Below are 24,863 nucleotides of genomic sequence, written 5' to 3' on the forward strand. Positions count from 1 at the left end.
AACTATTTTATGCAACCAACTACTTTATTCTATATCATTATTGCCATATTAATCATCAGTTTTCTGGTTGATAAAATTTTAGACACGTTAAATGAAAAACGTTTTGATGCAGAAATTCCAGAAAAGTTAAAGGATGTTTATGATGAAGATGAATACAAAAAATCACAAGCTTATAAAAAGACCAGTGCAAAGTTTTCGAATATAACTTCATTCTTTTCTACACTATTAACCTTAGTTTTCTTTTTTGTAGATGGGTTTAAATATGTAGATAATTTTGCAAGAAGCTATACAGATAATCCAATTTTGGTTGCTTTGCTTTTCTTCGGGGTTATTATGTTTGCATCAGAAATAATGACCACGCCTCTCTCCTATTACAGCACGTTTGTAATTGAAGAGAAATTTGGTTTTAACAAATCTACAAGAAAAATATTTTGGTTAGATAAATTAAAAGGATTGGTAATGAGCGCTTTGTTAGGTGGCGGAATTTTAGCTTTAATTATTTGGTTTTATCAAATTACGGGAGAGAATTTTTGGATTTATGCTTGGGCTTTTGTTGCTATTTTCTCTTTGCTTATGAACATGTTTTATGCAAAATTGATTGTTCCTTTATTCAACAAACAAAGTCCGTTAGAAGATGGCGAATTAAAAACAGCTATAGAAAAATATGCAAAAAGTGTTGGTTTTACCATCAATAATATTTTTGTAATAGATGGTTCTAAACGCTCTACAAAAGCAAATGCTTATTTTTCTGGTTTTGGATCACAAAAAAGAATTACGTTATATGATACTTTAATAAACGACTTAGAAACAGATGAAATTGTAGCTGTATTAGCACATGAAGTTGGCCATTATAAAAGAAAACATATCGTTTTTAATTTAGTTGCGTCAATTTTATTAACAGGATTAACGTTGTTTATTCTTTCCTTATTTATTAATTCTGCCGTTTTATCTGAGGCATTAGGTGTTTCTATACCTAGTTTTCATATTGGATTAATTGCATTCGGAATTTTATATTCGCCGATATCAGAAATTACAAGTTTATTTATGAATTATATGTCTCGTAAATTTGAATATCAAGCTGATAATTATGCGAAAGAAACTTTTGAAGGAAATGCCTTAATAACATCACTTAAAAAATTATCTAAAAATAGTTTGAGTAATTTAACTCCGCATCCGGCTTATGTTTTTGCGCACTACTCTCATCCAACTCTGTTGGAAAGAATTAATAATTTAGAAAGTTAATTTTTTTCTATTACGGAATGCACTATTTTCATTAACATCATTTTATCTTTAGCATCTGCATTAACAGGAAGCATGGTTGTAAGTTCTATACAAGTGTTTTGATCTTGTTTTATATAATATTTTTGTTTTGAGTACTCAATTCCTTTTTTAATTACCGTACCACTTAACAATAAAATATTTTTACTATTTATCTTCTGCTCCCCTTTAAACTCCATTCCTTCATCAGGTTTATTATTTATTTTTGTCTTTTTAGTTTCATAAGAAATAGGTAAAAACAAACCTACAATTAATGCTTGTGGATTTTGTGATACATACATATTTGTAGTTACACTTGTAAAAATATCTTTATTTATATCTATTTCTACTTTCTTTTTTTGAAGTTCAAAAAGACGATTCTGCCCTGCTTTTTCTTGAGAGTTAATAGTAAAACTGATAAATAAAACGATAAAACTGATACAAATATTTTTCATTTTACAAAAATAAGAAATAAATATATTTAGAAAACGAAATACTTGTATGTTAAAATACTTATTCTTAATTTCACTTTGAGTTAACCCCTAGTAATAAAATAACGCATTTGGAATACACCGCAACCATAGAAGAGGAAAATAAAGAAATAGCAAAACGATATAAAGATTTGCTAAAGGGTACGTATGAGATTATGTCTAAAGAAGATAAGGAACTCATAAGAAAAGCATTTGACATTGCTGTAGATGCTCATTCTGATCAACGCAGAAAAACAGGTGAACCTTATATTTATCATCCCATTGCAGTTGCAAAAATTGTTGCTTATGAAATTGGTTTAGATGCGGTTTCTATAGCTTCTGCCCTTCTGCACGATGTTGTAGAAGATACAGAATACACCTTAGAAGACATGGAAAACCTTTTTGGGGAAACCATTGCTAAAATTGTAAACGGATTAACTAAAATATCTCGCTTAAACAAAGAGCAAGATGCTTCTATACAAGCAGAGAATTTTAGAAAAATGCTTTTAACATTAAATGATGATGTTAGAGTTATTTTAATAAAAATTGCAGATAGATTACACAACATGCAAACTATGGATGCAATGCCTGCTCATAAACAGGTTAAAATTGCATCGGAAACTTTATATATTTATGCGCCCTTAGCTCATAGATTAGGTTTGTATAATATAAAAACAGAATTAGAAGATCTTGGCTTAAAATATACAGAACCAGAAGCTTATTTTGGTATTCTTGGTAAAATAAAAGAAAGTAAAGAAGATCAGAAAAAATATTTGCAACGATTTGAAGAGACTTTAAAATCTGGGTTAGATAAGGAGAATTTTGACTATGAAATAAAAGGACGTTTTAAGTCTATTTATTCTATTCGTAGAAAAATGATCAATCAAAATGTAACTTTTGATGAGGTTTATGATAAATATGCCATTAGAATTATTTACAACCCAAATTCTAATGATGATAAGTTTGATGCGTGGAAAATTTATACCATTGTAACCGATTACTTTAAACCCAACCCTACTCGTTTAAGAGATTGGATTTCTCAACCAAAATCTACCGGTTATGAGGCCTTACATATTACGGTTGTAGGACCAGATTCTCAATGGGTAGAAGTACAAATTCGTTCTAATAGAATGAATGAAATAGCAGAAAAAGGGTATGCTGCACATTTTAAATACAAACAGGGAGTAACTAAAGACAACGGATTAGATGATTGGCTAAATAAATTAAAAGAAACCCTAGAAACACAGACTTTAAATGCGGTAGATTTTGTAGAAAATTTTAAACTGAATCTATATTCTAAAGAAATATATGTTTTTACACCTAAAGGTGATTTAAAATCGCTTCCAAAAAATGCAACTGCTTTAGACTTTGCTTTTTCGATACACACAGATGTTGGTTTAAAATGTAGAGGGGCAAAAGTAAACGGAAAATTATTGCCTTTAAGTCATCAATTAAAAAGTGGAGACCAAATAGAAGTAATTACTAGTTCATCTAACAAACCAAATGCTAGATGGTTAGATTTTGTAATTACAGCAAGAGCAAAAGCAAGAATTAGAGCCGCTTTAAATGAAGAAGAAAAATTAATTGCAGACGAAGGGAAAGCAATATTAATACGTAAACTACGTCATTTAAAAATTACTTTTAATGATAAAACAACCAATGAACTCGTTAATTATTTTAAATTAAAAACAAGTTTCGATTTATTTTTTAGAATTGGTAATGGTGCTATAGACAATACACAGTTAAAAGCTTTTGTGTCTCAGCGAAATAGTAAATTATTTAATTTCTTTAAATCTAAATTAAAAAGAAATACTCCAGAAAAAGAATACGTAGAAACAGAAGAAGTATCGAGTAAATTTGATGCTTTAGTTTTTGGTAAAGACGAGCAAAAACTAGATTATAAATTATCTAAATGTTGTAATCCTATTCCAGGAGATAAAGTTTTTGGCTTTTTAACTATTAATGATGGTCTTAAAGTTCATAAAATGAACTGCCCAAATGCTATTTCTTTACAATCTAATTATGCCTATAGAATTATGCCTGCAAAATGGATTGATTCTACAAAACAAGACTTTAAGGTAATTTTACACATTTCTGGTGTAGACAACCAAGGTCTGGCAAATGATGTAACCCGTACCATTTCTGGTAATATGGGCGTGTTTATTAATAGCATTAATATTAAAGGAGATGAAGGTGTATTTGAAGGTAAAATCTCTATAAGTGTAAAGAATATTTCACAACTAGATAAATTGATAAAAAAACTTCTTAAAATAGAAGGAGTTAAAAAAGTAGATCGTGTTAATACTTTATAAATATCAATTGATTAAAAGTCGTATTTAATTAAGAAATAACTGTAAATTTGCTTTTTGTAAAAAATCAATCTAAATGAGTAGTTCTCTTGAAAATCAAGAAGTAGTAAAAAAAGTTTTCACCACATACTTAGGCGAAAATAAGCATAGAAAAACTCCAGAACGCTATGCTATTCTCCAAGAAATATATGCGGCTGAAGAGCATTTTGATATAGAATCTCTATATATAAAAATGAAAAATAAAAATTATAGAGTTAGTAGAGCTACACTTTATAATACAATAGACTTGCTTTTAGATTGCGGTTTGGTTAGAAAACATCAGTTTGACGGACAATCGATGGCACGTTATGAGAAAAGTTATTTCGATAAAAATCATGACCACGTTATTTTTACAGATTCTGGAGAAGTAAAAGAATTTTGTGATCCACGAATTCAAATTATAAAAAAAACCATAGAAGAAGTTTTTGATATTGATATTCATAATCATTCACTTTATTTTTATGGAACAAAAAAGAACAAATCTTAATTAACAACATAACAAAATAAACAACAATTAACACAACTATAATGGCTGTAGATTTATTACTAGGATTACAATGGGGAGATGAAGGAAAAGGTAAAATTGTAGACGTACTTACAAGAAACTATGATATCATTGCACGTTTTCAAGGTGGACCAAATGCAGGACACACTTTAATTTTTGATGGACATAAACATGTTTTACACACAATTCCTTCTGGAATTTTCCACAAAACAGCTTTAAACGTTGTTGGAAACGGTGTTGTTATTGACCCTGTAATCTTTAAAAAAGAATTAGAAAATCTAGACAAACACAATATAGATTATACTTCTAAATTGTTAATTTCTAGAAAAGCACACTTAATCTTACCTACACATAGGTTATTAGATGCAGCTTCAGAAACTTCTAAAGGTAAAGCTAAAATTGGTTCTACATTAAAAGGTATTGGTCCAACTTATATGGACAAAACCGGTAGAAACGGAATGAGAGTTGGAGATTTAGAGTTAAACAACTGGAAAGAAAAGTATGATGCTTTAACTGAAAAGCACATTAAAATGCTAGAATTCTTTGATGTTCAGGTTGAATATGATTTAAAAGAATTAGAAGCAGAATTTATTAAAGGAATTGATAAATTAAGAACTTTAGCTTTTATTGATAGTGAAGAGTTTTTAAACCAAGCTATAAAAGACAAAAAAACAATTTTAGCAGAAGGAGCGCAAGGTTCTTTATTAGATATTGACTTTGGTACATATCCTTTTGTTACTTCTTCTAACACTACTGCAGCAGGTGCTTGTACTGGTTTAGGAGTTGCGCCAAATAGAATTGGTGAAGTTTTTGGAATCTTTAAAGCATATACTACTCGTGTTGGTTCAGGACCTTTTCCAACTGAATTATTTGATAAAGATGGTGAAGACATGGCAAGAATTGGTCATGAGTTTGGAGCAACAACAGGTAGAGCAAGACGTTGTGGTTGGTTAGATTTAGTAGCCTTAAAATATGCTGTAGACGTTAATGGTGTTACACAATTAATGATGATGAAAGGTGATGTTTTATCTGGATTTGATACTTTAAAAGTGTGTACTTCTTATAACTATAAAGGAGAAGAAATTAGTCATTTACCATACAACATAGAACCAGAAAATGTTTCTGTAAACTATTCTGAGTTTAAAGGTTGGGATGAAGATTTAACTAAAATGACTTCTGCAGATCAATTACCAAAGAATTTAATGGATTATGTTGCTTTTATTGAAAAAGAAACTGGAGTTCCTGTATCTATCGTTTCTGTTGGACCAGATAGAAAACAAACAATTACTAGAGAAATTTCTTAGGAGAAAATTTTTATTCTATAAACTTAAAAAGCATCTTTCATTTATTTGAAAGATGCTTTTATTATTTATGCTGCTGTTTATTAATTTTAAAAATCTTTAAATCTTTATTATAAGATTAATTAGAGTTTGATTAACAATCGATTATAGCGTTCTAAAATACTCTAAAACTGCTCTACTTTCTTCTTCTGTTAAATGTTGATTAGCCATTGGAGATCCTTTAAATTGAACTAATAAAGCTTTTGCAATTGGATCCTTTTTAACCATTTCTTCAGGGTTTAAAATCATATTCATAATCCATTCAGAAGAACGTCTTGCTATAACTCCTTCCATACTTGGGCCTATAAATTTTCTATTTACTTTATGACAAGATGAACATTTGTTTTTAAATAATAATTTACCATCTGCAACCATATTTTTATCAATAGTTTCTTTTAAAGTTACAGTCTTTACAGGGCCAATTCCTTTGTTATTTAAATCTATAGCTATTTCTTCTTTTTCTACTACTTTAGTTTTTTTAGCTTTTTCAGGAGCTTTTTTAACAGCTGCTTTTTTAGTAGGTATGTCATCTGTAGATTTCTTTTTTTCTTCTTTTCCACAACTAATTAATAATAGTACTGCAAATAAGGCGATTAAATTTCTTAATTTCATTTTTGTTTTATTTAAAAGGTTAATTGTTATTTTTTCTATCGATATTATTTTTTATAATACTTTTTACTGCTATTTGATTTGTATTACTCCAAACAAATTTAAAAAAGTAGACTGCTAAAAAACATGACTATTATCACATTTAAAAGACTTTTTTATCTTTTATAAAAACAGTAATTATTTAAAAACAAACAGTACATAATTCTTTATATACATAAAAAAGCCTCTTTTAATATTAAAAGAGGCTTTTTCATGTTATATATTGTTCCTTATAAATTCTCTATTTCTAGACCTATTAAAACAAGTTTTTGTTGTTCAATTTTAAGGGAATTTAAAAGTGTTTCTTTACTATTTTTAAAAGCATCTTTTTTCGCTAAAAATAATTCATTATAGTACTCAATTCCGGCTTCTAAATTCTTTTTAAACTTCGTTAAAGTTCTCAATTGTTTTTTATCAATTGTAGTTTTTGCTTCATTTACTTTATCCTGTAAATGAGTAATATAAAGAGATAGTTCTTTTACAAAAACATTTGGTCTATCTGTTCTAGTTAGCATGTTTTTTCTACCATAAATATGGTCTGTAATATCACACAAACTCATTATTTTATCATAATATGCCATATTAGGTCCAGGACAAACAGAAACTCCGTCTCCTACTTTCTTTGTACTTATATTATTTAAAAGTAAAGTTGATGTACCTAAACCAACACAAATACAAGATTTTTCGGTGACTTTATTTACTCTTTCTTCTTTTTCTTCTGATGAAATTTCTAAAGCATCAATTTCTTTCAGTTTTAAATGCTGATACTCTCTAGATGCCGTACACAAACCTGTATCTTTAAATTCATGATTTAAAGCGATAAATTTATTAGGGCAAGAAGTACCTGGTCTTCCTTTATCGATAAGCATTTGTCTTTGCACATCTTTTGTATTTCCTTTTAGAGTGTTAAAAGGAACTCCCAAAGGAGAACTGTTACTTAAATACAAATCCTGTTCTTTGGCTTCTGCTAATTGTGCTACCGTTTTCTCATCGACACTTGTTGCTTCCGGAACCAATAAAAATGGACTTCCCCACCCTACAGAATCTAATTGATATTCTTCTAATAAAAAAGAATGCTCTTCACCAGTACCAACACCACCTTGCGTTGTTATTTTAAGTTCTAATTCTTTGGTAGGAATTATACGGTCTGCATCTTTTAAAGCTTGCTGCATTAATTCTTGCGTTTGACTTATTAAAGTCTCCTTATTTTCTTTAAATTCCTTTAAAACAGGTCCCATTAAAAAACCATCAGTTGCAAAAGCATGTCCACCACAATTTAATCCAGATTCTACTCTATATTCAGAAACCCATAATCCTTTTTTAGCCAAAAACTTTCCTTGAATAAAAGCAGATCGATAATCACTAACTTTTAAAATAATTTTCTTTTTAATGTTTCCGTTTACATCTGGAAAAAAATCATCAAAATTACTCATGTAGGTATATAACCTTGGATTCATACCTGCAGAAAGAATTAAAGACGAAGAAAGTTTACTATTAGAATACCCTCTTAACGCAGCATGTGCATCGTTGTATTCTATTGGTAATAACTCTTTATCTACATAATTTCCTTTATCAATTTTGGTCATAATATTAACATCAATACTACCCATTGATAAATTCTTATTTGCCCAATCTTTTATCTTAGAAAAGTCGACTCCTTCTTCAGTCAACTTTAAAAAGTCTTTTTTTAATGAAGAATATTCTGGTAACATGTGAATATAATCCATTAATGCTTTACTTTTTTCTGATGTAATATTCTTTAATTGATTGAACTTTTCTTCTGTTTGGTCGTGTAATAAATCTAAATAAGAAGTAATTCTCTTTGCTCTAAAATCATCAACTTTATCTGAAATTTCTTTATATGGTATTTCAAATTTTTCGCTGTAAATTTTTCGCATTTTTTCTACTAAAATATCATCCACTAAAGAAATAACAGAATCAATACCAAATTGTGCTACTTTTAAAGGAGAATCTATAGTAAAACCAATTCCCATAACAGGAATGTGAAATGAATGTGAGTTTTTCATGGTTTAATTTAAATGTTTAACTAAATTTAATTAAGCTTGCAATTTATATTTATTTGCTTCTACAAAACATGATTAATATCATTAGAAATAAAAAAAACTAAGCATTAAATAAATAACACTCAGTTTTTTACACTGTCTCTTAAGAATGAAATATTCTTATTGTTTATTTTTTTTCTCTAAAAGAATGGCTTTAGGAAACAAAATATTATTTTCTAAATGTATATGTTGATGTAAGTCTTGCTCAAACTCATCTAACTTAGCATACAACGCTTTAAACGTATTACAAGCTCCTTCTGGTGGTGTATAATTATTAGAAAGTTGTTTAATTTCTTTTAAGATATCACCTGCACTTTCATGTTCATCTTCCATCATTGCTATTGGATTATTTACGGTTCCAAAATGAGGTTGATTTACTTTTACACCTTCTTTATCTGCGTTTACTAACTTTTTAATAAAAGGGAATAAAATAAGTTCTTCCTTTTTTAAATGAGCCGCTAATTCTTGTGCAACCAAATTAAAAAGTCTGTTAATTTCTATAACTTCTGTATAATGATGCCCATGAACTTTTGCAACTTTAGCTGCATATTGCAATACTATAGGGGTATTTTCTTCTACATAAGCATGATGAATGTTTATAATATGATCTACCAGAAAATCTAGCTTCCAGCTATCATAATTGTAAGCATTAGTACTTGGGGTATTTATATCTAGTAGTTCTTTTTCCATTTCTTCAAAAGAAATATTGTGTTTTTTACACGCTTTTTCTATGGAAATTCCGCCTCCACAACAAAAATCTATACCGTGTTTTTTAAATACATCTGCTGTTTTAATATTATATGTTACTACTTCTGCTACTGTATTATCCTTTGTAATTTTCATTTTAATATGTTTTAATAGTTTCTATAATCTTTGTAATCGTTTCTTTATTATCAACACCTAATCCTTCTTGCTGATGTACTAATTCTCCATTCGGGTTAAAAACACTTATAATGTTAGAATGAGAAAAATCTAAAGGAGAAATTTGTTTGTATTTTACCGCTAGTACATTTGAAAATTCTCTAACACCACTTTCTGTACCTTGTAATAAGGTCCAATTTTTATCTGTAAGAAAGTTCTCTTCTGCAAATTCTTTTAACCTCTCTGGCGTATCATTCTCTGGATCTATACTTACCAAAACAAATTCTACATCTTCCTTTAATTCGGATGGAATTTTAGCATCTATATTTCTCATATCAGCTGTTAACCTAGGGCAAGCAGCTTTACAAGTTGTATAAATCATTACCATAACCAAAGTTTTACCTTTTAACTCTTTTAACTGAATTTCAGTACCATTTTGCGTATTCCATTTAGAAGTTAAGTTAAAAATAGACTCATCAGAAATCATGGTAGACAAAACTTTTTTCACTATTTTAGATGTTGGTTTTAAATCCATTTTGCAAACAGGACAAGCACCTTGTTCTAAATAAACTTTATCTCCTTCGCATTTCATAGGACATTGGTATTCTACCTTACTACTTTCTTTAGAAGTAGATGTATTACAAGAACTTAATGAAGTAACTGTAATAATTAATACTATAAGATATTTAAGTGTTTTCATGTTGCTATTTTTTATCATCTTTTACACATCTAAAACCTAGGTTTTTCATGGTATATTTTGCTTTTAAACTCCCTCTAATTGCATACCTCATAAAAGCAGCATAATTCATTAAATCTGTTGCATTTACAGCTGCGCTTCCACAAAACAGATTACTATCTGTATCTACATCTTTTCTAGATTCACCTGTAATTAATACAGAATTAAAATCTGAAGTCCATTCCCAAACTAAGCCATGTAAGTCAAATACTTGCCAATAATTTTTAAAAGTAGACCCTATAGTTTGATTGAAGGTCTTTGGTTTTTCGTACCAACTTAAAATAAAAGCATTGTACTCTTTTTGTTTTCTAGCATCTGGTATTTTTTTATTTGCCATGGCTACATATTCCCATTCATCTACAGTTGGCAATCTTTTTCCCTGACATTCGCAATATTCTTTTGCTGCAAACCAAGATACTTGAGTAATTGGAGAGTTTTCTTTTTTGTTTTCTCCTAAAAGAGTATCCGATTTCCAATCACGTAAATAGCTTTCATCCGCAAATAATTTTATGACTTTACTTTTCTGCCATTTTGGATACTTTTTTACAAAAGCCACATACTCTTTATTTGTAACCGGATATACATCCATTAAAAAGTTATCTATTTCAACTTTCATAGAATCTCTACCATATAATGGGATGTAAGCTCCTCCTTTAATTGGTACCATTTTAGATTGACAACTTGCATAAGTTATATTTAGGAGGATGAAACAAATTGTCAATCTTAAAATAGTTTTCATAGAAATTGAATTGAAATTATTATTAATTATTTTTTACATCTTGTACATTCTTAATGGTAACATTGGTTTTATTATTACCCCAAGAATTATATACATAGGTCATAACATCTGCAACTTCGCCTTCCGTTAATGTTTGTCTTGTCATTACACTATTATATTTTTTACCATTAACAGTAATTTCTCCTGTTTTACCATGCAAAACAATACCAATAGCTCTATTAACATCTGCATTTAAATAATCTGATTTTGCCAATGGAGGAAATGCATTTGGTATTCCTTGCCCTTCCGCTTGGTGGCAAGCAAAACAAGTAGTCATATACACTTGTTTACCATCTGCTATTTTTTTAGCTAAAGGTTTTTCTGTAGTAACCGCAACTTCTTTTTTATTTTTATCTACTGGCATGGTTTGAATTGTTCCCCCTTCTGGGTGATAAATTCCTTCTTGTTTTACTCCAGAATATAATTTTTTATTTTCTTCACCAGACACTTTCAACATTCCTAATGCTCCTTTATTAAAAGCTCTAAAAATTGCATGATCAACCAAAATAAATGTTCCGGGAACTTCTACTTTAAAATCTACAATTGCTGCACCACCAGCAGGAATAGACGTTGTTTGTACGTTTGTATTAATTAAATCTCCTCCTTCTACATGCACATTATCAAAAATTTCTCCAATAACATGAAAAGATGAAGTTAAGTTTGGACCACCGTTACCAACAAACAAACGAACCGTTTCACCAACATTTGCAGTAATAGCGTTATCACCAGTTAATGATCCAACCTTACCGTTAAAAACAACATAATCTGCATCTTCTTTAATTGCTTTTGTCATATCAAAAGGTTGTAAGCCTTTTTCATCAGTAGCTCCTTTCGTATAAAAATCACCTTGCATAATGTAATATTCCTTGTCTACTTTAGGTAAACCTCCTTCTGGTTCTACCAAAATTAAACCATACATTCCATTTGCAATGTGCATTCCAACTGGTGCTGTAGCACAGTGATACACAAACAAACCAGGATTTAAAGCTTTAAAAGAAAACGTTTTTTCATGTCCTGGAGCTACAAATGATGATTCTGCTCCACCACCAGGGCCCGTCACAGCATGCATATCTATATTATGAGGTAATTTATTGTCTGGATGATTAGATAAAGTAAATTCTATTTCATCTCCTACTCTAGTTCTTATGAAACTTCCAGGCACTGTACCTCCAAAAGTCCAATAAACATATTGTACTCCATCTGTCATGGTTCCTTCTTTTTCTAGAATTTCCATATTTACCAATAATTTTTTTGCTGTTCTATTTCCTATTGGAGCTGGCACAAAAGGTGGAGAAGTCAATTCTGCTTCCATAGTTCCTTTTATATAAATGGTAGAACTATCTGCTTTAGCTAGTTCTTGTTTTGGTTCACTCTTACATTTAACTAATAGTAAACTTCCTGCAAATAGTATGCACACTGCTTTTAATAATTTCATTTTTTTGATTTTTAGGTTTAGTTATAATAAAAGACCCTTTAATCTTTTATTGTAAAGCAAAATTATTAATCTTGATTAAAAAAATAAATGATATTTATCATACTAAAAGATAGTTTTATCTTTATATTTTTACAAAAAAAATAAAATGTTATCAAATTCAAGTAAATATGCCATTAGAGCAGTTCTATATCTTACAGAAAAAGCGAGTGTAAACAATAAAATTGGCTCTAAAAAGGTTGCGAATGATTTAATGATGCCAGCTCCTTTTTTAGCTAAAACGTTACAAGAATTAACTAAAAAAAATATAATAAGCTCTGTAAAAGGTCCTCATGGAGGCTTTTATTTAACAGAAGCTAATGAAAAAAACTCCCTATTTGATATTATCGATTGTATTGATGGTGTAGAAAAATTTAATGAATGTTATTTAGGTCAATCAGAATGTAGTTCGGAAAATCCTTGTGTTGTTCATCATTTATATGCTCCATTTAAAGACAAATTAATTTCTAAATTAAAAAAGAAAACCATCTTAGAAATGTCTTTGGAATATGTTAAAAATAATAATATTATAAATACTTTATAATAATGATAAAAGCCAAAACACAAAGTTTTGTGGCACTTTTGTATTTTTTAATAGCTTCTTCTTTAGGTATTCTATTACGTCTTTTTCCAATTATTGATATAAATATTGATTATAAATTTTTTGTACACACCCACTCTCATGTAGCACTTTTAGGTTGGGTATATATTGGATTAACTAGCTTACTATTTTACTTGTATATAAATGAGGAAGCTAAAAGAAAATATACAACAATATTTTTATGTACTCAGATTACAATTGTAGGAATGCTTATTAGTTTTCCAATAACTGGGTATGCTTTATTTTCTATTATTTTTTCTACCTTATTTATAATTTGTTCTTATTGGTTTTTTGCTTTTTTTAGAAAAAATAACCATTTAGAGAAAGACAGTTATGCTTTAAAATTTATAAATACCTCTCTAGTTTTTATGATTATTTCTAGTATTGGCCCTTGGTCATTAGGGATTATTATGAACACTTTAGGTAGTACATCTCATTGGTATAAAAATGCCATTTATTTCTATTTACATTTTCAATATAATGGATGGTTTATATTCTGTTTATTAGGATTGTTTTTTTCACTTTTAGAAAAGTATCGCTGCGTTATTTCTAAAGAAAAAGTTGCTTCCTTTTATAAATTGATGTTATGGGGATGTATACTAACTTTACCACTATCTTTTTTATGGATTAAACCACATGTAACCATCTATTTAATAGCTATATTAGGTGTATTTATCCAACTCTTTTCTTTAAACTATTTATATCAAATAATAAAGAGCCATAAATTTGTTTTAAAACAGAAAACACCTCGTTTTTTCTTTAATTTAATCAGCTTTGTTTTGGTGTTTTTTACTCTAAAAACTTTAATGCAATCTATAACGGTAATTCCTTATTTTGTAGAATTATCTTATCAAATTAAAGACTTTGTAATAGGGTATTTACACCTCGTTTTTTTAGGGGTAATAAGTTTGAGTATCTTCTTTTTTTTACATCAAAACAAACTATTAAAATTACCCAAAATTTGGATAAGCATCTACTTAATAGGATTTCTTTTTTCTGAAATTTTAATATTTTATAAAGGTTTTTGCAATTGGCAGCAATTATCTATTATCAATAATTATTATACAATATTAGTACTGATTTCTGTATTGATGCCAATTGGTGTTTTGGGAATATTTATTACCAATATAAAACCTACTTTTTCCAATCTAAAAGAATCTGTTTAGCAAATACTTCACATTGGTCTAAAGTGTCTGTAACATGCTTTAAAGTTGTTTTAGGGTTTATTAAACACATTCTAATAACTACTTGATTTTGTAAAACAGTGGTTACTAAAAAGGCTTCTCTAGAATCTACCACTCTCGTAGAAATTTCTTGGTTTAATGTATCTACTTCTTTTTCTGTTAAATCTTTATTTAACGGGTTATATCTAAAGTTAATAATTGCTAAAGTAGCCGGAGAAACAATTTCCCAGTTTTTACTTTTTCTTAAGATATCTTCAGTTTTATCAGCCAAATCTATATTATAGGTAATGGCTTTCTTAAATGCATTTAAACCATACGTTTTTATAGACATGTAAAACTTTAAAGCTCTAAACCTTCTTGTTAATTGAATCCCGTAATCATAAAAATTAATTTCAGACTCATTCCCTTCAATATCCCTTAAATATTCTGGTTTTTCACTAAATGTATTACTTAACCAAGAGGCATCTTTTACTAGTAGACAACCAATCTCGTACGGTTGAAAAAACCATTTATGAGGATCCACTGTTAAAGAATCTGCACGTTCTATTCCGCGTAAAATTCTACTCCCTTTTTTAGATAAAATTGCAGCAGCACCATAAGCACCATCTATATGAAACCAGAGATTTTCTTTTTCACAGATGTCTGCTAAATCGTCTAAAGGATCTACAGTACCTGTATTGGTAGTACCTGCGGATGCAATAATACAAAATGGTTTTTTACCTTCTAACTGATCCCTTGCTATTTCATTTTTAAGTTTATTCATGCTAAACTTAAATTCAGAATCTGTCGGAATTATTTTAATTTGTTCTTTTTTAAACCCTAAAACCTGAATTGCCTTAATGTTAGAAGAATGTGCTTGGTCAGATAAATAGATAATACCTTTAGAAAAATCATCACCACACTTTATTCTTCTAGCAGTAGTTAAGGCTGTTAAATTAGCCATAGAACCACCACTTGTAAAAATTCCGCCACCTTTAGTAACAGGGAAATGAAACATTTTTAGCAACCAATTTAAAGTTACTATTTCTAACTCTGCAGCCGCAGGGGAAACAATCCATCCACCAGAAAAAATATTAAAACCTGTTGCTAAAGAATCTGCCATAGTACTAATAAAATTACTTGGGCCAGGTACAAAAGAAAAAGATTTCGGATGGGTAGATATATTACTATTTGGTAGCACATTATTCACCACAAAATCTAATACTTCATTTGCATCGGTAGCATCATCTGGAGCTTCACTTAAAAATAATGAGTCCATTTCTTCTCTAGAAGCCTTAATTACTGGCTTTTTATTTTCTTCTTCTTTGTAATGGTCTACTATAATGTCTACAATCTTATAACCATAAGATTTCATTTCTTCTTTTGTTAAATAAAAAGGTGATTTCATTTTAAAATAATTTTAGCGCAAATTACATCATCTTAAACTTTAATTGAAGGTAAAAGTTGTTTTATCTCAATAGTAAGTTCAAAAAACTTCATTTTAACGTTATGAATAAATGATTTTTATTCATCATTTAACATGTACTTATCCGAAAATGATATCGTTTTAATACAAATATCTATAATTATGTAAAAAAGTGACAAAAGTCATTTTTTATCCCTAATAATAAGATCATATTTGTTAAGAATTCAAAGCCTATCATTGTGAAGGATCTAATGAATAAAAGTGTTGCAACAATAGTTATTGAGAACATAAATACTGCCTCCATTTTTAAAAAATATAAAATAGACTTTAGTATTCATGGAAACATGTTACTTAGTCAGGCTTGTGAAGAAAAAAACACCAATTTAAAACAAATTCTAAAAGATTTGAAGGCCGTAAATGATAAGGTTTACTATTTAAAAGATTATAATTCTTGGAAATTAGATTTTTTAATTGACTTTTTAGTGAATATTCAACATGAATACAAAGAAGAAAATATATTGCTTCTAAAGGAATATGGAGAAAAAGTAGCAACTATTTATGGAGAAGAATATAAGGAGCTTATAGAAATTAATCTGTTAATATTAAGAGTTGCAGATAACATTCTTGAACATATGAAAAATGAAGAACGTATTATTTTCCCTTATATTAAGAAGCTTATTGATGCGAATACTAAAAAAATAGTGACTAACACAAGTAACTCTCCCTTAAACATACCTATTGATATCATAGAAGATGATCATGAAAAGGTGAGTAAAACCTTTAAAAAAATAGCTGAATTAACTAATAATTACAAAATTCCAGAAAATGCATGTATTTCTTTTAAAGTTTTATACTTAAAACTGCAGCAGTTTGAAGAATTATTAAATAATCATATTCATATAGAGAATAATATATTGTTTCCAAAAGCTAAAAGGTTAGAACAATCTTTAACTATACTTTCATAGATTTATTTCAACTAATTTTTACTTTTCTTTAATACTTAGCCATTATCTTTTCATTATTTTTGCGTAAAATTCATCATCTTGAAAAGAATACTTTTTTTACTTCTTGTTATTTCATCGGCCATTTCTTTTTCGCAAGAAAACAGAAAAATTGAATATTATGCAGAACAGCAAGAAGCTGATGAGGAAAAATATCCTGGAGCAACATTATTAATTGGTAATGTTAAAATGATTCACGACGGAATTATTTTAACAAGTCAACAAGCATTGTACTATAAGGACAAGAACTTCTTTAAAGCTATTGGAAATGTGCTAATTAAACAAGGTGACACCATTACACAAACAAGTAGTTATGCAGATTACGATGCTAATTCTAAGCAGGCAGTTTCTTGGGGAAATGTAGTTTTAAAAGACCCAACAATGACTTTAACTACAGATACATTGCATTTTGACAGACTAAATCAAAAACTGTATTATAAAAGTTACGCTACTATAAAAGACGAAACAAATACCTTAAAAAGTAAAAATGGAAACTTTTATTTAGAAGATAAAAAGTTTACTGCAACTACAAGAGTTACTGTTGTAAACCCAGAAAATCACCTAGAATCTGATCATTTAGATTATTATACCAATTCCGGACTTACCTACTTGTATGGTCCAACTACCATTACAAATACAAAAAATGATAATAGAATTTATTGTGAAAAAGGATTCTATAATACCAAAACAGATGTTTCTCATTTTGTTAAAAATGCAAAACTCTATCTAAAAGAAAGAACTATAGAAGGTGATAGTTTGTATTATGATAAGAGAAAAGGGTTTGCTTCTGCAACGAATAATATTCAGGTAATAGACACGGTTCAAAACTTTATAACCAAAGGAAATTACGCAGAAATATTTGAATTAAAAGATTCGCTGTATATTATTAAAAAAGCTGTTGCCATTTCTATTATTGATAAAGATTCTATGTTTATTCATGGAGATACTCTTTTAGTTACCGGTAAACCTGATAAAAGGGTTGTAAGAACGTATCACAATGTAAAAATTTTTAAATCGGATTTACAAGGAAAATGTGACTCCATACATACAAACCAAGAAACAGGTTTGACAAAAATGTTTAAAAACCCTGTAATATGGTCAGATCAAAATCAAATTACAGGAGATACAATCCACTTAATATCTAACGTAGAAACCGAAAAATTAGACTCGTTAAAAGTTTTAAACAACTCATTTATTGTCTCTAAAGATTCTGTTTCTAACAAAGACTTTAACCAAATAAAAGGTAGAAATATGTTTGGGAAGTTTAAGGAAAATAAACTGCACTTGCTTTTGGTAAAAGGTAATGCTGAATCTGTTTATTTTAATAGAAATGAAGAGACAAATGTGTTAGAAACCATTACAAAAGAAATATCTAGTAACATAGAATTCACCTTAGACAGTGGGCAGATTGAAACTATAAAGTATTTAAAAAAATCTGATGGTAATACCTATCCTCCTTCTAAATTACCAGATGATGTTAGAGAGCTAAAAGGTTTTATTTGGCGTGAAGATGAACAACCTAAAAAGATGGAAGACATTTTTATAAAAGACAATAAAGATACAATCCCTACTAAAACAGAAGATAAAGTCGATAATATTTCTGACCTTCTTAGTCCAAAAAAGAATACGAAAAAGAAAGAAGAAATTAAATTACCTAAGTCAGATATTTCTCCTAAAAAACAATAAGCTTGAAAAAAGATTTTTTTAAATACCAAGCACAAACCACTCCTCACCCACTTGCAATAGAAATTTCTAAGGCAAAAGGAAGTTATATTTACGATACTTCAGGAAAAGCATATTTAGACTTTGTTGCAGGTGTTTCTGCAAATAGTTTAGGTCATAATCACCCTAAAGTTACAGATGCCATAAAAAACCAATTAGATGCGTATGCGCATGTTATGGTTTATGGCGAGTTTATACAACAACCTCAAGTAGCATTGTGTAAAATTTTAGCACAAAATTCTCCAGAGAATTTAAACACTGTTTATATTACAAACTCTGGAACAGAAGCAACAGAAGGTGCTTTAAAATTAGCCAAAAGAGTTACTAATAGAGCAGAAATAATTGCTGCAAAAAACTCTTATCACGGTAATACAATGGGTTCTATGAGCGTTTCTGGGGTAGAAAAACAGAATCAAGCTTTTAGACCTTTAATTCCTGGAACAAGATTTATTGAATTCAATAATGAAAGTGAAATAGATAAGATCACGAATAAAACTGCTGCTGTAATTATAGAAACCATACAAGGTGGTGCTGGTTTTATTGAATCTAAAGATGATTTTTTATCGAAAGTAAAACAACGTTGTTTAGAAGTTGGTGCTTTGTTAATTTTAGATGAAATACAAACAGGAATTGGTAGAACTGGTACATTTTGGGGGTTTGAAAACTACAATGTAATTCCGGATATCATAATTACTGGGAAAGGTTTAGGTGGTGGAATGCCAATTGGTGCATTTATTTCCTCTTTTGAAAACATGAGTTTGTTAAAAGACAATCCTAAATTAGGTCATATTTCTACTTTTGCTGGTCATCCTGTTATTTCTGCAGCAGCCGTAGCAACTGTAAAAGAAATTACTCAGAATAACTTTATTAAAGAAGTTTTACGAAAAGAAGCGTTAATCAGAGAACATTTAGTACATCCTTCAATTGTAGAAATTAGAGGAAAAGGATTAATGTTAGCCGCTATTTTAGAATCTGCCGAATTAAATTCTAAAGTAATTTTAAAATGTTTAGAAAACGGATTAGTTCTATTCTTTTTATTGTTTGAAGAAAAAGCAATGAGAATTACACCTCCATTGACCATTTCTGACGAAGAAATAATTAAAGGCTGCAACATCATTTTAAAGACAATTGACGAAGTATCAGAATAAGGTGCTTTCTAAATTTATCTAACCTTTTTATAAACAGAAAAGGGCAATTATATAATATATAATTACCCTTCAAATAAATCAACCATTAACACAATAGTAGATATATTTTTTTTCTGTTATCTTGTTACACTTCCAGATAAAATTGGTAATGGTCCTGTTACCATATTTATTACTGTAAAAGTCATTGCATCTGCTGGTACAACATGAGCTAAAGGCTTTAAAGCAAAAGGTGCAGAACTATTATCTGGACTTGGCTCTACTGAAATCACCACTGTTTTTCCTTTTAAATCTGTAGGGAAATCTACACCTGCTGCAGATCCTGTTACAAAATCTTCACCGGGATAACCTGGTCCATTACTAACAGACCCTTTAAAAGGTGATGTTGCTGCGTTATCGTCTGCTACATCAACTGCAGTAAAAGTACCTGTACTTACTGGAGTTCCATCTATAACAACCCATCCTTCATATTTCCATCCATCAGTTAAAGTTGGTAAACCTAAACCCGCAACAGTAGGATCGTTAGAATTATCTAAAAACCAAATTCCACTTGCATCATTTGTATCGTCATTATCTGTAGGTGTAGCTAAAATATATTTTCCCCATGAAGATCCTAAATCTTTAATTTCTCCACTAGCATCAACAACTATGTTGTCTGAATTTACACTTGCTATATTTCCAGAAAAGTTACCTGCTAAAAGTTTCGTTGCTGCTGGTGCTAAAGCTTCTGCTCCTGTTTCTCCAGCTGGCTCAATAGATAAAACAAACGTTGTTGCTGCTTGTAAATCATCAATACCAACAGTATACGTTTGTGGAAAAGTTACGCTTGTAAATGTACCTGTACTTACCGGACTTCCGTTTACAATTAACCAACCTTCGTAAACGAAATCAGCTCCTAATGCTTCTAAACCTGTAAAGTCTACTGTTAAATCTCCTGTTGTTGGTGCAATGTTGTTGTTGTTGTCATCGTCGCTACAAGCTACAAAAGTAGTTGCAATTGCAAATGCGAATGCTAAATTTAAAATTTTTTTCATCTTATTAATATTTATGTTAATGTTGATGACAAAATTATAAGTTTAACAAGTCTTTAAATGTTAGCTAGCTAACACTTATGCTATTTTTTGAAGTAATCTTATCTCTTTTCTATTGAAACTGATAATGTTTGCTTCCTTTAACTCATTCATTAATACATTTAAATTAGATCTAGAAGTACCAATTAAAGAGGCTATATCTTTTTGTGTATATGGATGGACTATTACTTTATCACCTGTTTTTTCACAATCATGACCAAATTCCTCACAAAGCTCTTTCATAAATTCTAAAAACCTTGTTTTAGAATCCTTAAATAATATTAATTGTAATCGTCTTTCTAATTTCTTAAAACGAAGTCCTAAAAACTTATAAATTTTTAAACTAAAGGTTTTATTATCACGCATTAAATCGTGCATAGTCTCTACTCCTATGGGACAAATTGATGTTGATGCATCTACAGATTGCGCAAATTCATTTCTTATTTCCTCTCCTAAAATGGCTTTTTCTCCAAACAATTCTCCTTTGGTTAAAATGGCTTTAACAACTTCATTTCCCTCTTCTGTATAATACCCTAACTTCACTTTTCCTTTTTCTATGAGATAAACTTTACTTGCAGAGTCTTCTTCAAAGTAGATGTAATCACTTTTTTTATAAGCATCAAAAGAGTGACACTTTTTATATTCTTTAAATTTGTGAGGACAAAGAAGGTTAAATAAGTTTACGTTATCAAAAAACCATAAGTTATTCATAAAAGGAGTTTTAGTTTTGGTTACCTATTGAGTCTATAAACAGCGTAATAGCTTACAAAAAAACTAAATAGCTAATTTTAGTAATAAATTTGGGTTTGGACAATTATTTTTATAAAATGCTATATTTTCTTTGGATGACACTCCAGGATAGTCTCCAAAATTATCTTCTAAATCTCTAATAATTTGAAAGTGTAAATGTGGCGCATACTCTCCGTTTACAGTAGAACTTCCTAAATATCCAATGGTATTTCCTTGTAAAACAGCATCTCCAACTTTTATATTTTCTATGGATGCTAATGACAAATGTCCATATAAAGTATAAAAAACCTCATTTTCTATTTCATGCTTTAAAATAATAGTTGGGCCATAATCTCCAAAATTTTTATTATTTTTAAAACTATGGACTTCCCCATCCAAGACCGCTAATACTTTGGTGTTTTCTTTACACCATAAATCAGTACCTAAATGAATGTTTCTTTTTTCATTTTCTGATACATTTTTAAAATAATCACTTCTGTCGTAAATATTTCTTTTTTCTAAATAACCTCCAAAAGCTACCTTACCTTTGTTTTGTTCTAAAAATGATTTTATATATCTTTCCCATTCCCAAGAAGAAGAGATATCAAATTGTAATAAATCTTTATTTTGAGAAGAAATTACAATATGATAATAACTCTCTAAAGAAATTTGTAAATCAATTACAGCTATAGGCTCTTTAGATATTTGATTTAAAAACTGATTAAATTTTTCTGTATTCATAATTTGAAGTAACAAAAAAACTCTCGAATTTCTCCGAGAGTTTTATATTTAAAACGCTTAAATTTTAAGCATTTTCTTTTTTAATTAAGTTTAAGGCAGAACCTTCATTATACCATTCAATCTGACCTTGATTATAAGTATGGTTTGTAACAATCATATCTTTAGATCCATCTGCATGAACAACTTCTATCGTTAAAGGTTTATCTGGAGCAAATTCATTTAAATCCACAAAGTTAAACGTATCATCTTCTTGAATTAAATCATAATCTGCTTCATTATTAAATGTTAAACCTAACATTCCTTGTTTCTTTAAGTTGGTCTCATGAATTCTAGCAAAAGATTTTACTAAAACAGCAGCAACACCTAAATGTCTAGGCTCCATTGCAGCGTGCTCTCTAGAAGAACCTTCACCATAATTATGATCTCCAACTACAATAGATTTTATACCTGCAGCTTTATAAGCTCTTGCAGTATCTGGTACACCTCCAAACTCACCAGTTAATTGGTTTTTAACAAAATTGGTTTTCATTCCAAACGCATTTACAGCTCCAATTAAACAGTTGTTAGAAATATTATCTAAATGCCCTCTGTAACGCAACCATGGTCCCGCCATTGAAATGTGATCTGTTGTACATTTACCAAATGCTTTTATCAATAATTTTACACCTTCTAATTTGTTTCCTAAAGGTGTAAAAGGTTCTAATAATTGTAATCTGTCAGAATCATCTTTTACTGCAATCTTTACATGACTTCCATCTTTTTCTGGTGCTAAATAACCATCATCTTTTACTTCAAAACCTTTTGGAGGTAATTCCCATCCTGTTGGTTCATCTAACATTACTTCTTCTCCGTTTTCGTTGATTAATTTATCCGTAATCGGATTAAAATCTAAACGACCAGCAATTGCAATAGCTGCTGTTAATTCTGGTGAAGCAACAAAAGCATGCGTATTTGGGTTACCATCTGCACGCTTTGCAAAGTTTCTATTAAAAGAGTGAACAATACTATTTTTAGGTGCGTTTTTTGGATCTTCATAACGAGCCCATTGACCAATACATGGTCCACAAGCGTTTGTAAAAATCTTTGCATCTAACTTTTCGAAGATGCCAATAATACCATCTCTATCTGCTGTATATCTTACTTTTTCAGATCCAGGGTTAATTCCTAATTCCGATTTTATTTTTAAACCTTTATCCAGCGCTTGTTGTGCAATTGAAGAAGCTCTCGATAAATCTTCGTAAGAAGAGTTTGTACAAGAACCAATTAATCCCCATTCTACTTTTAATGGCCAATCGTTATCATTAGCAGCCTCTGCCATATCTGTTCCTACTTTTGTAGATAAATCTGGCGTAAAAGGTCCGTTTAATAATGGTCCTAATTCTGATAAATTAATTTCTATAACTTGGTCAAAATATTCTTCTGGGTTTGCATACACTTCTGCATCACCTGTTAAATATTCTTTTACTTCGTTTGCAGCATCTGCAACATCACTTCTATCTGTAGCGCGTAAATAACGTTCCATAGATTCATCATACCCAAAAGTAGATGTGGTTGCTCCTATTTCGGCTCCCATATTACAAATGGTACCTTTACCTGTACAAGACATAGAAGTTGCTCCTTCACCAAAATATTCAACAATGGCTCCTGTTCCTCCTTTTGCAGAAACAATACCTGCTACTTTTAAAATAACGTCTTTTGGTGCAGTCCAACCAGATAATTTACCGGTTAACTTCACTCCTATTAATTTAGGAAACTTTAATTCCCAAGCCATACCTGCCATTACATCTACTGCATCTGCACCACCAACACCAATAGCAACCATACCTAAACCACCAGCATTTACTGTGTGAGAATCTGTACCAATCATCATTCCTCCTGGAAATGCATAATTTTCTAAAACTACTTGGTGAATAATTCCTGCTCCGGGTTTCCAAAAACCTAATCCGTATTTATTAGAAACAGATTCTAAAAAGTTAAAAACTTCATTACTGGTATTAAGTGCAGACTGTAAATCCATACTTGCACCGTTTTTAGCTTGAATTAAATGATCACAGTGCGTGGTTGTAGGAACTGCTACTTTACTTTTACCAGCTTGCATAAATTGCAGTAATGCCATTTGCGCAGTTGCATCTTGTAATGCAATTCTGTCTGGTGCAAAATCTACATAGTCTTTACCTCTAACAAAAGCTTTATCTGATGTTTTATCCCATAAATGCGAATACAGAATTTTTTCTGATAAAGTTAAAGGTTTTCCTGTAAGTTTACGAGCAGCATCCACACGTTCTACTACGTTTGAATACACTTTTTTAATCATATTAATATCAAATGCCATAAGATTATATATAATTTAGTTGTTAATATTTATAAGTACACTAAGATACAAAAATATCTACTAGTTTTATAACTGAATTTTGCTAAGAAAAGATTTAATACTGATAGTGAAATAGATAATTTTGATAGAAAATAGTTGCTCGGAATATGCAATTACATCAAAAGATACTAATAGCCTGGGTTAGGGATTGAAGTGGAAATCCTTTTTGAGAAGTATAAACAAAAAGATTGTAATAGAAAGCCCGAACTCGCCTCTTTTGGCGTGGGAACCCCAAACTCTATTCTAAGTTTTATCTACAGTAAATATTATAAATACTTAAAAATCATTTTGACTTTAGATTATTATAATCATCCTACAAGTTTTATTCAAATTATGTGTATTGATATTAAAACATATTGGGTCTTTATACTTAAAATCTATTTAAAACTCTGCAAATTCAAATCAATTTATTTCTTT

At 29.6% G+C, this 24,863-nt stretch carries 21 protein-coding genes; 9 read left to right on the plus strand and 12 right to left on the minus strand.

Annotation, left to right across the window (positions count from 1 at the left end; all coding sequences use genetic code 11):
• Positions 1 to 9 precede the first annotated feature (9 nt).
• Positions 10 to 1,242: a M48 family metallopeptidase gene (locus tag H0I28_RS05180; protein ID WP_218760819.1), complete on the plus strand. Its 1,233-nt coding sequence runs from the start codon at positions 10 to 12 to the stop codon at positions 1,240 to 1,242.
• Here the strand turns inward: H0I28_RS05180 and H0I28_RS05185 are convergent.
• On the minus strand, positions 1,239 to 1,712 hold the full coding sequence (locus tag H0I28_RS05185; protein ID WP_218760821.1) for a hypothetical protein: 474 nt from the start codon (positions 1,710 to 1,712) through the stop codon (positions 1,239 to 1,241). The two genes, H0I28_RS05180 and H0I28_RS05185, sit on opposite strands and share 4 nt — an antisense overlap.
• Positions 1,713 to 1,819: 107 nt before the next feature.
• On the opposite strand from H0I28_RS05185, the gene H0I28_RS05190 reads away from it, so the two are divergent.
• The 3 genes from H0I28_RS05190 (at position 1,820) to H0I28_RS05200 (ending at position 5,884) form a co-directional block, all read left to right on the plus strand.
• Positions 1,820 to 4,039 carry a bifunctional (p)ppGpp synthetase/guanosine-3',5'-bis(diphosphate) 3'-pyrophosphohydrolase gene (locus tag H0I28_RS05190; RefSeq protein ID WP_218730495.1) on the plus strand — a complete coding sequence of 740 codons (2,220 nt, stop codon included), beginning with the start codon at positions 1,820 to 1,822 and terminating at the stop codon, positions 4,037 to 4,039.
• Positions 4,040 to 4,112: 73 nt separating this feature from the next.
• Complete coding sequence (locus H0I28_RS05195) at positions 4,113 to 4,562, plus strand: Fur family transcriptional regulator (protein ID WP_165734070.1); 450 nt, start codon at positions 4,113 to 4,115, stop codon at positions 4,560 to 4,562.
• Positions 4,563 to 4,603: 41 nt separating this feature from the next.
• Positions 4,604 to 5,884 (plus strand): adenylosuccinate synthase, encoded by a 1,281-nt coding sequence (locus H0I28_RS05200; RefSeq protein ID WP_218730496.1) that lies wholly within the window; start codon positions 4,604 to 4,606, stop codon positions 5,882 to 5,884.
• A 141-nt stretch (positions 5,885 to 6,025) separates the two neighbouring features.
• On the opposite strand, the gene H0I28_RS05205 is transcribed toward H0I28_RS05200, so the two are convergent.
• From H0I28_RS05205 to nirK, 6 genes are all read right to left on the minus strand, one after another.
• Positions 6,026 to 6,532: a cytochrome c family protein gene (locus H0I28_RS05205; protein ID WP_218760823.1), complete on the minus strand. Its 507-nt coding sequence runs from the start codon at positions 6,530 to 6,532 to the stop codon at positions 6,026 to 6,028.
• A 266-nt stretch (positions 6,533 to 6,798) separates the two neighbouring features.
• Positions 6,799 to 8,595, minus strand: coding sequence for a hypothetical protein (locus H0I28_RS05210; protein ID WP_218760825.1), 1,797 nt, complete (start codon positions 8,593 to 8,595; stop codon positions 6,799 to 6,801).
• Positions 8,596 to 8,751: 156 nt separating this feature from the next.
• The gene (ric, locus tag H0I28_RS05215; RefSeq protein WP_218760827.1) at positions 8,752 to 9,474 is read right to left on the minus strand and encodes an iron-sulfur cluster repair di-iron protein; all 723 of its coding nucleotides are present in this window, start codon (positions 9,472 to 9,474) and stop codon (positions 8,752 to 8,754) included.
• A gap of 1 nt (position 9,475) precedes the next feature.
• Positions 9,476 to 10,192, minus strand: coding sequence for an SCO family protein (locus H0I28_RS05220; protein ID WP_218760829.1), 717 nt, complete (start codon positions 10,190 to 10,192; stop codon positions 9,476 to 9,478).
• A gap of 4 nt (positions 10,193 to 10,196) precedes the next feature.
• The gene (locus tag H0I28_RS05225; RefSeq protein ID WP_254712839.1) at positions 10,197 to 10,967 is read right to left on the minus strand and encodes a formylglycine-generating enzyme family protein; all 771 of its coding nucleotides are present in this window, start codon (positions 10,965 to 10,967) and stop codon (positions 10,197 to 10,199) included.
• Positions 10,968 to 10,989: 22 nt separating this feature from the next.
• Positions 10,990 to 12,441, minus strand: a complete 1,452-nt coding sequence (nirK, locus tag H0I28_RS05230; protein ID WP_218760831.1) for a copper-containing nitrite reductase — start codon at positions 12,439 to 12,441, stop codon at positions 10,990 to 10,992.
• A 145-nt stretch (positions 12,442 to 12,586) separates the two neighbouring features.
• Between nirK and H0I28_RS05235 the strand changes: the two genes are divergently transcribed.
• Together H0I28_RS05235 and H0I28_RS05240 are read left to right on the plus strand one after the other, a co-directional pair.
• Complete coding sequence (locus H0I28_RS05235) at positions 12,587 to 13,021, plus strand: Rrf2 family transcriptional regulator (RefSeq protein WP_218760833.1); 435 nt, start codon at positions 12,587 to 12,589, stop codon at positions 13,019 to 13,021.
• 2 nt (positions 13,022 to 13,023) lie between these two features.
• Positions 13,024 to 14,244, plus strand: coding sequence for a hypothetical protein (locus H0I28_RS05240; RefSeq protein ID WP_218760834.1), 1,221 nt, complete (start codon positions 13,024 to 13,026; stop codon positions 14,242 to 14,244).
• On the opposite strand, the gene H0I28_RS05245 is transcribed toward H0I28_RS05240, so the two are convergent.
• Positions 14,213 to 15,649, minus strand: coding sequence for an aspartate aminotransferase family protein (locus tag H0I28_RS05245; protein ID WP_218730505.1), 1,437 nt, complete (start codon positions 15,647 to 15,649; stop codon positions 14,213 to 14,215). The two genes, H0I28_RS05240 and H0I28_RS05245, sit on opposite strands and share 32 nt — an antisense overlap.
• A gap of 269 nt (positions 15,650 to 15,918) precedes the next feature.
• Here H0I28_RS05245 and H0I28_RS05250 point away from each other — a divergent pair, with 269 nt between their 5' ends.
• From H0I28_RS05250 to H0I28_RS05260, 3 genes are all read left to right on the plus strand, one after another.
• Entirely contained in the window at positions 15,919 to 16,632 is a 714-nt protein-coding gene (locus tag H0I28_RS05250; RefSeq protein WP_218760835.1) for a DUF542 domain-containing protein, read from the plus strand.
• Between the two features lie 78 nt (positions 16,633 to 16,710).
• A complete protein-coding gene (locus H0I28_RS05255) occupies positions 16,711 to 18,354 on the plus strand; it encodes an OstA-like protein (RefSeq protein ID WP_254712840.1) in 1,644 nt (547 codons plus the stop codon).
• 2 nt (positions 18,355 to 18,356) lie between these two features.
• Positions 18,357 to 19,538 carry an aspartate aminotransferase family protein gene (locus H0I28_RS05260; RefSeq protein ID WP_218760836.1) on the plus strand — a complete coding sequence of 394 codons (1,182 nt, stop codon included), beginning with the start codon at positions 18,357 to 18,359 and terminating at the stop codon, positions 19,536 to 19,538.
• A 116-nt stretch (positions 19,539 to 19,654) separates the two neighbouring features.
• On the opposite strand, the gene H0I28_RS05265 is transcribed toward H0I28_RS05260, so the two are convergent.
• The 4 genes from H0I28_RS05265 to H0I28_RS05280 all read right to left on the minus strand — a co-directional run bounded on the left by H0I28_RS05265 (position 19,655) and on the right by H0I28_RS05280 (position 24,407).
• On the minus strand, positions 19,655 to 20,569 hold the full coding sequence (locus H0I28_RS05265) for an anti-sigma factor (RefSeq protein ID WP_218753286.1): 915 nt from the start codon (positions 20,567 to 20,569) through the stop codon (positions 19,655 to 19,657).
• Positions 20,570 to 20,644: 75 nt separating this feature from the next.
• Positions 20,645 to 21,316, minus strand: a complete 672-nt coding sequence (locus tag H0I28_RS05270) for a Crp/Fnr family transcriptional regulator (RefSeq protein ID WP_218730509.1) — start codon at positions 21,314 to 21,316, stop codon at positions 20,645 to 20,647.
• A gap of 63 nt (positions 21,317 to 21,379) precedes the next feature.
• Positions 21,380 to 22,075: a peptidoglycan DD-metalloendopeptidase family protein gene (locus tag H0I28_RS05275; RefSeq protein WP_218760837.1), complete on the minus strand. Its 696-nt coding sequence runs from the start codon at positions 22,073 to 22,075 to the stop codon at positions 21,380 to 21,382.
• Between the two features lie 64 nt (positions 22,076 to 22,139).
• Positions 22,140 to 24,407 carry an aconitate hydratase gene (locus H0I28_RS05280; RefSeq protein WP_218760838.1) on the minus strand — a complete coding sequence of 756 codons (2,268 nt, stop codon included), beginning with the start codon at positions 24,405 to 24,407 and terminating at the stop codon, positions 22,140 to 22,142.
• Positions 24,408 to 24,863 lie beyond the last annotated feature (456 nt).

Origin of the sequence: Polaribacter sp. AHE13PA (assembly GCF_019278505.1) — a bacterium.
Classification (GTDB): domain Bacteria; phylum Bacteroidota; class Bacteroidia; order Flavobacteriales; family Flavobacteriaceae; genus Polaribacter.

Excerpts from the sequence above, each read along its gene's own strand:
- H0I28_RS05180 (WP_218760819.1), top strand. The coding sequence starts at position 10 with ATGCAACCAACTACTTTATTCTATATCATTATTGCCATATTAATCATC.
- H0I28_RS05185 (WP_218760821.1), bottom strand. The coding sequence starts at position 1,712 with ATGAAAAATATTTGTATCAGTTTTATCGTTTTATTTATCAGTTTTACT.
- H0I28_RS05195 (WP_165734070.1), top strand. The coding sequence starts at position 4,113 with ATGAGTAGTTCTCTTGAAAATCAAGAAGTAGTAAAAAAAGTTTTCACC.
- H0I28_RS05200 (WP_218730496.1), top strand. The coding sequence starts at position 4,604 with ATGGCTGTAGATTTATTACTAGGATTACAATGGGGAGATGAAGGAAAA.
- H0I28_RS05205 (WP_218760823.1), bottom strand. The coding sequence starts at position 6,532 with ATGAAATTAAGAAATTTAATCGCCTTATTTGCAGTACTATTATTAATT.
- H0I28_RS05210 (WP_218760825.1), bottom strand. The coding sequence starts at position 8,595 with ATGAAAAACTCACATTCATTTCACATTCCTGTTATGGGAATTGGTTTT.
- ric (WP_218760827.1), bottom strand. The coding sequence starts at position 9,474 with ATGAAAATTACAAAGGATAATACAGTAGCAGAAGTAGTAACATATAAT.
- H0I28_RS05220 (WP_218760829.1), bottom strand. The coding sequence starts at position 10,192 with ATGAAAACACTTAAATATCTTATAGTATTAATTATTACAGTTACTTCA.
- H0I28_RS05225 (WP_254712839.1), bottom strand. The coding sequence starts at position 10,967 with ATGAAAACTATTTTAAGATTGACAATTTGTTTCATCCTCCTAAATATA.
- nirK (WP_218760831.1), bottom strand. The coding sequence starts at position 12,441 with ATGAAATTATTAAAAGCAGTGTGCATACTATTTGCAGGAAGTTTACTA.
- H0I28_RS05235 (WP_218760833.1), top strand. The coding sequence starts at position 12,587 with ATGTTATCAAATTCAAGTAAATATGCCATTAGAGCAGTTCTATATCTT.
- H0I28_RS05240 (WP_218760834.1), top strand. The coding sequence starts at position 13,024 with ATGATAAAAGCCAAAACACAAAGTTTTGTGGCACTTTTGTATTTTTTA.
- H0I28_RS05245 (WP_218730505.1), bottom strand. The coding sequence starts at position 15,649 with ATGAAATCACCTTTTTATTTAACAAAAGAAGAAATGAAATCTTATGGT.
- H0I28_RS05250 (WP_218760835.1), top strand. The coding sequence starts at position 15,919 with ATGAATAAAAGTGTTGCAACAATAGTTATTGAGAACATAAATACTGCC.
- H0I28_RS05265 (WP_218753286.1), bottom strand. The coding sequence starts at position 20,569 with ATGAAAAAAATTTTAAATTTAGCATTCGCATTTGCAATTGCAACTACT.
- H0I28_RS05270 (WP_218730509.1), bottom strand. The coding sequence starts at position 21,316 with ATGAATAACTTATGGTTTTTTGATAACGTAAACTTATTTAACCTTCTT.
- H0I28_RS05275 (WP_218760837.1), bottom strand. The coding sequence starts at position 22,075 with ATGAATACAGAAAAATTTAATCAGTTTTTAAATCAAATATCTAAAGAG.
- H0I28_RS05280 (WP_218760838.1), bottom strand. The coding sequence starts at position 24,407 with ATGGCATTTGATATTAATATGATTAAAAAAGTGTATTCAAACGTAGTA.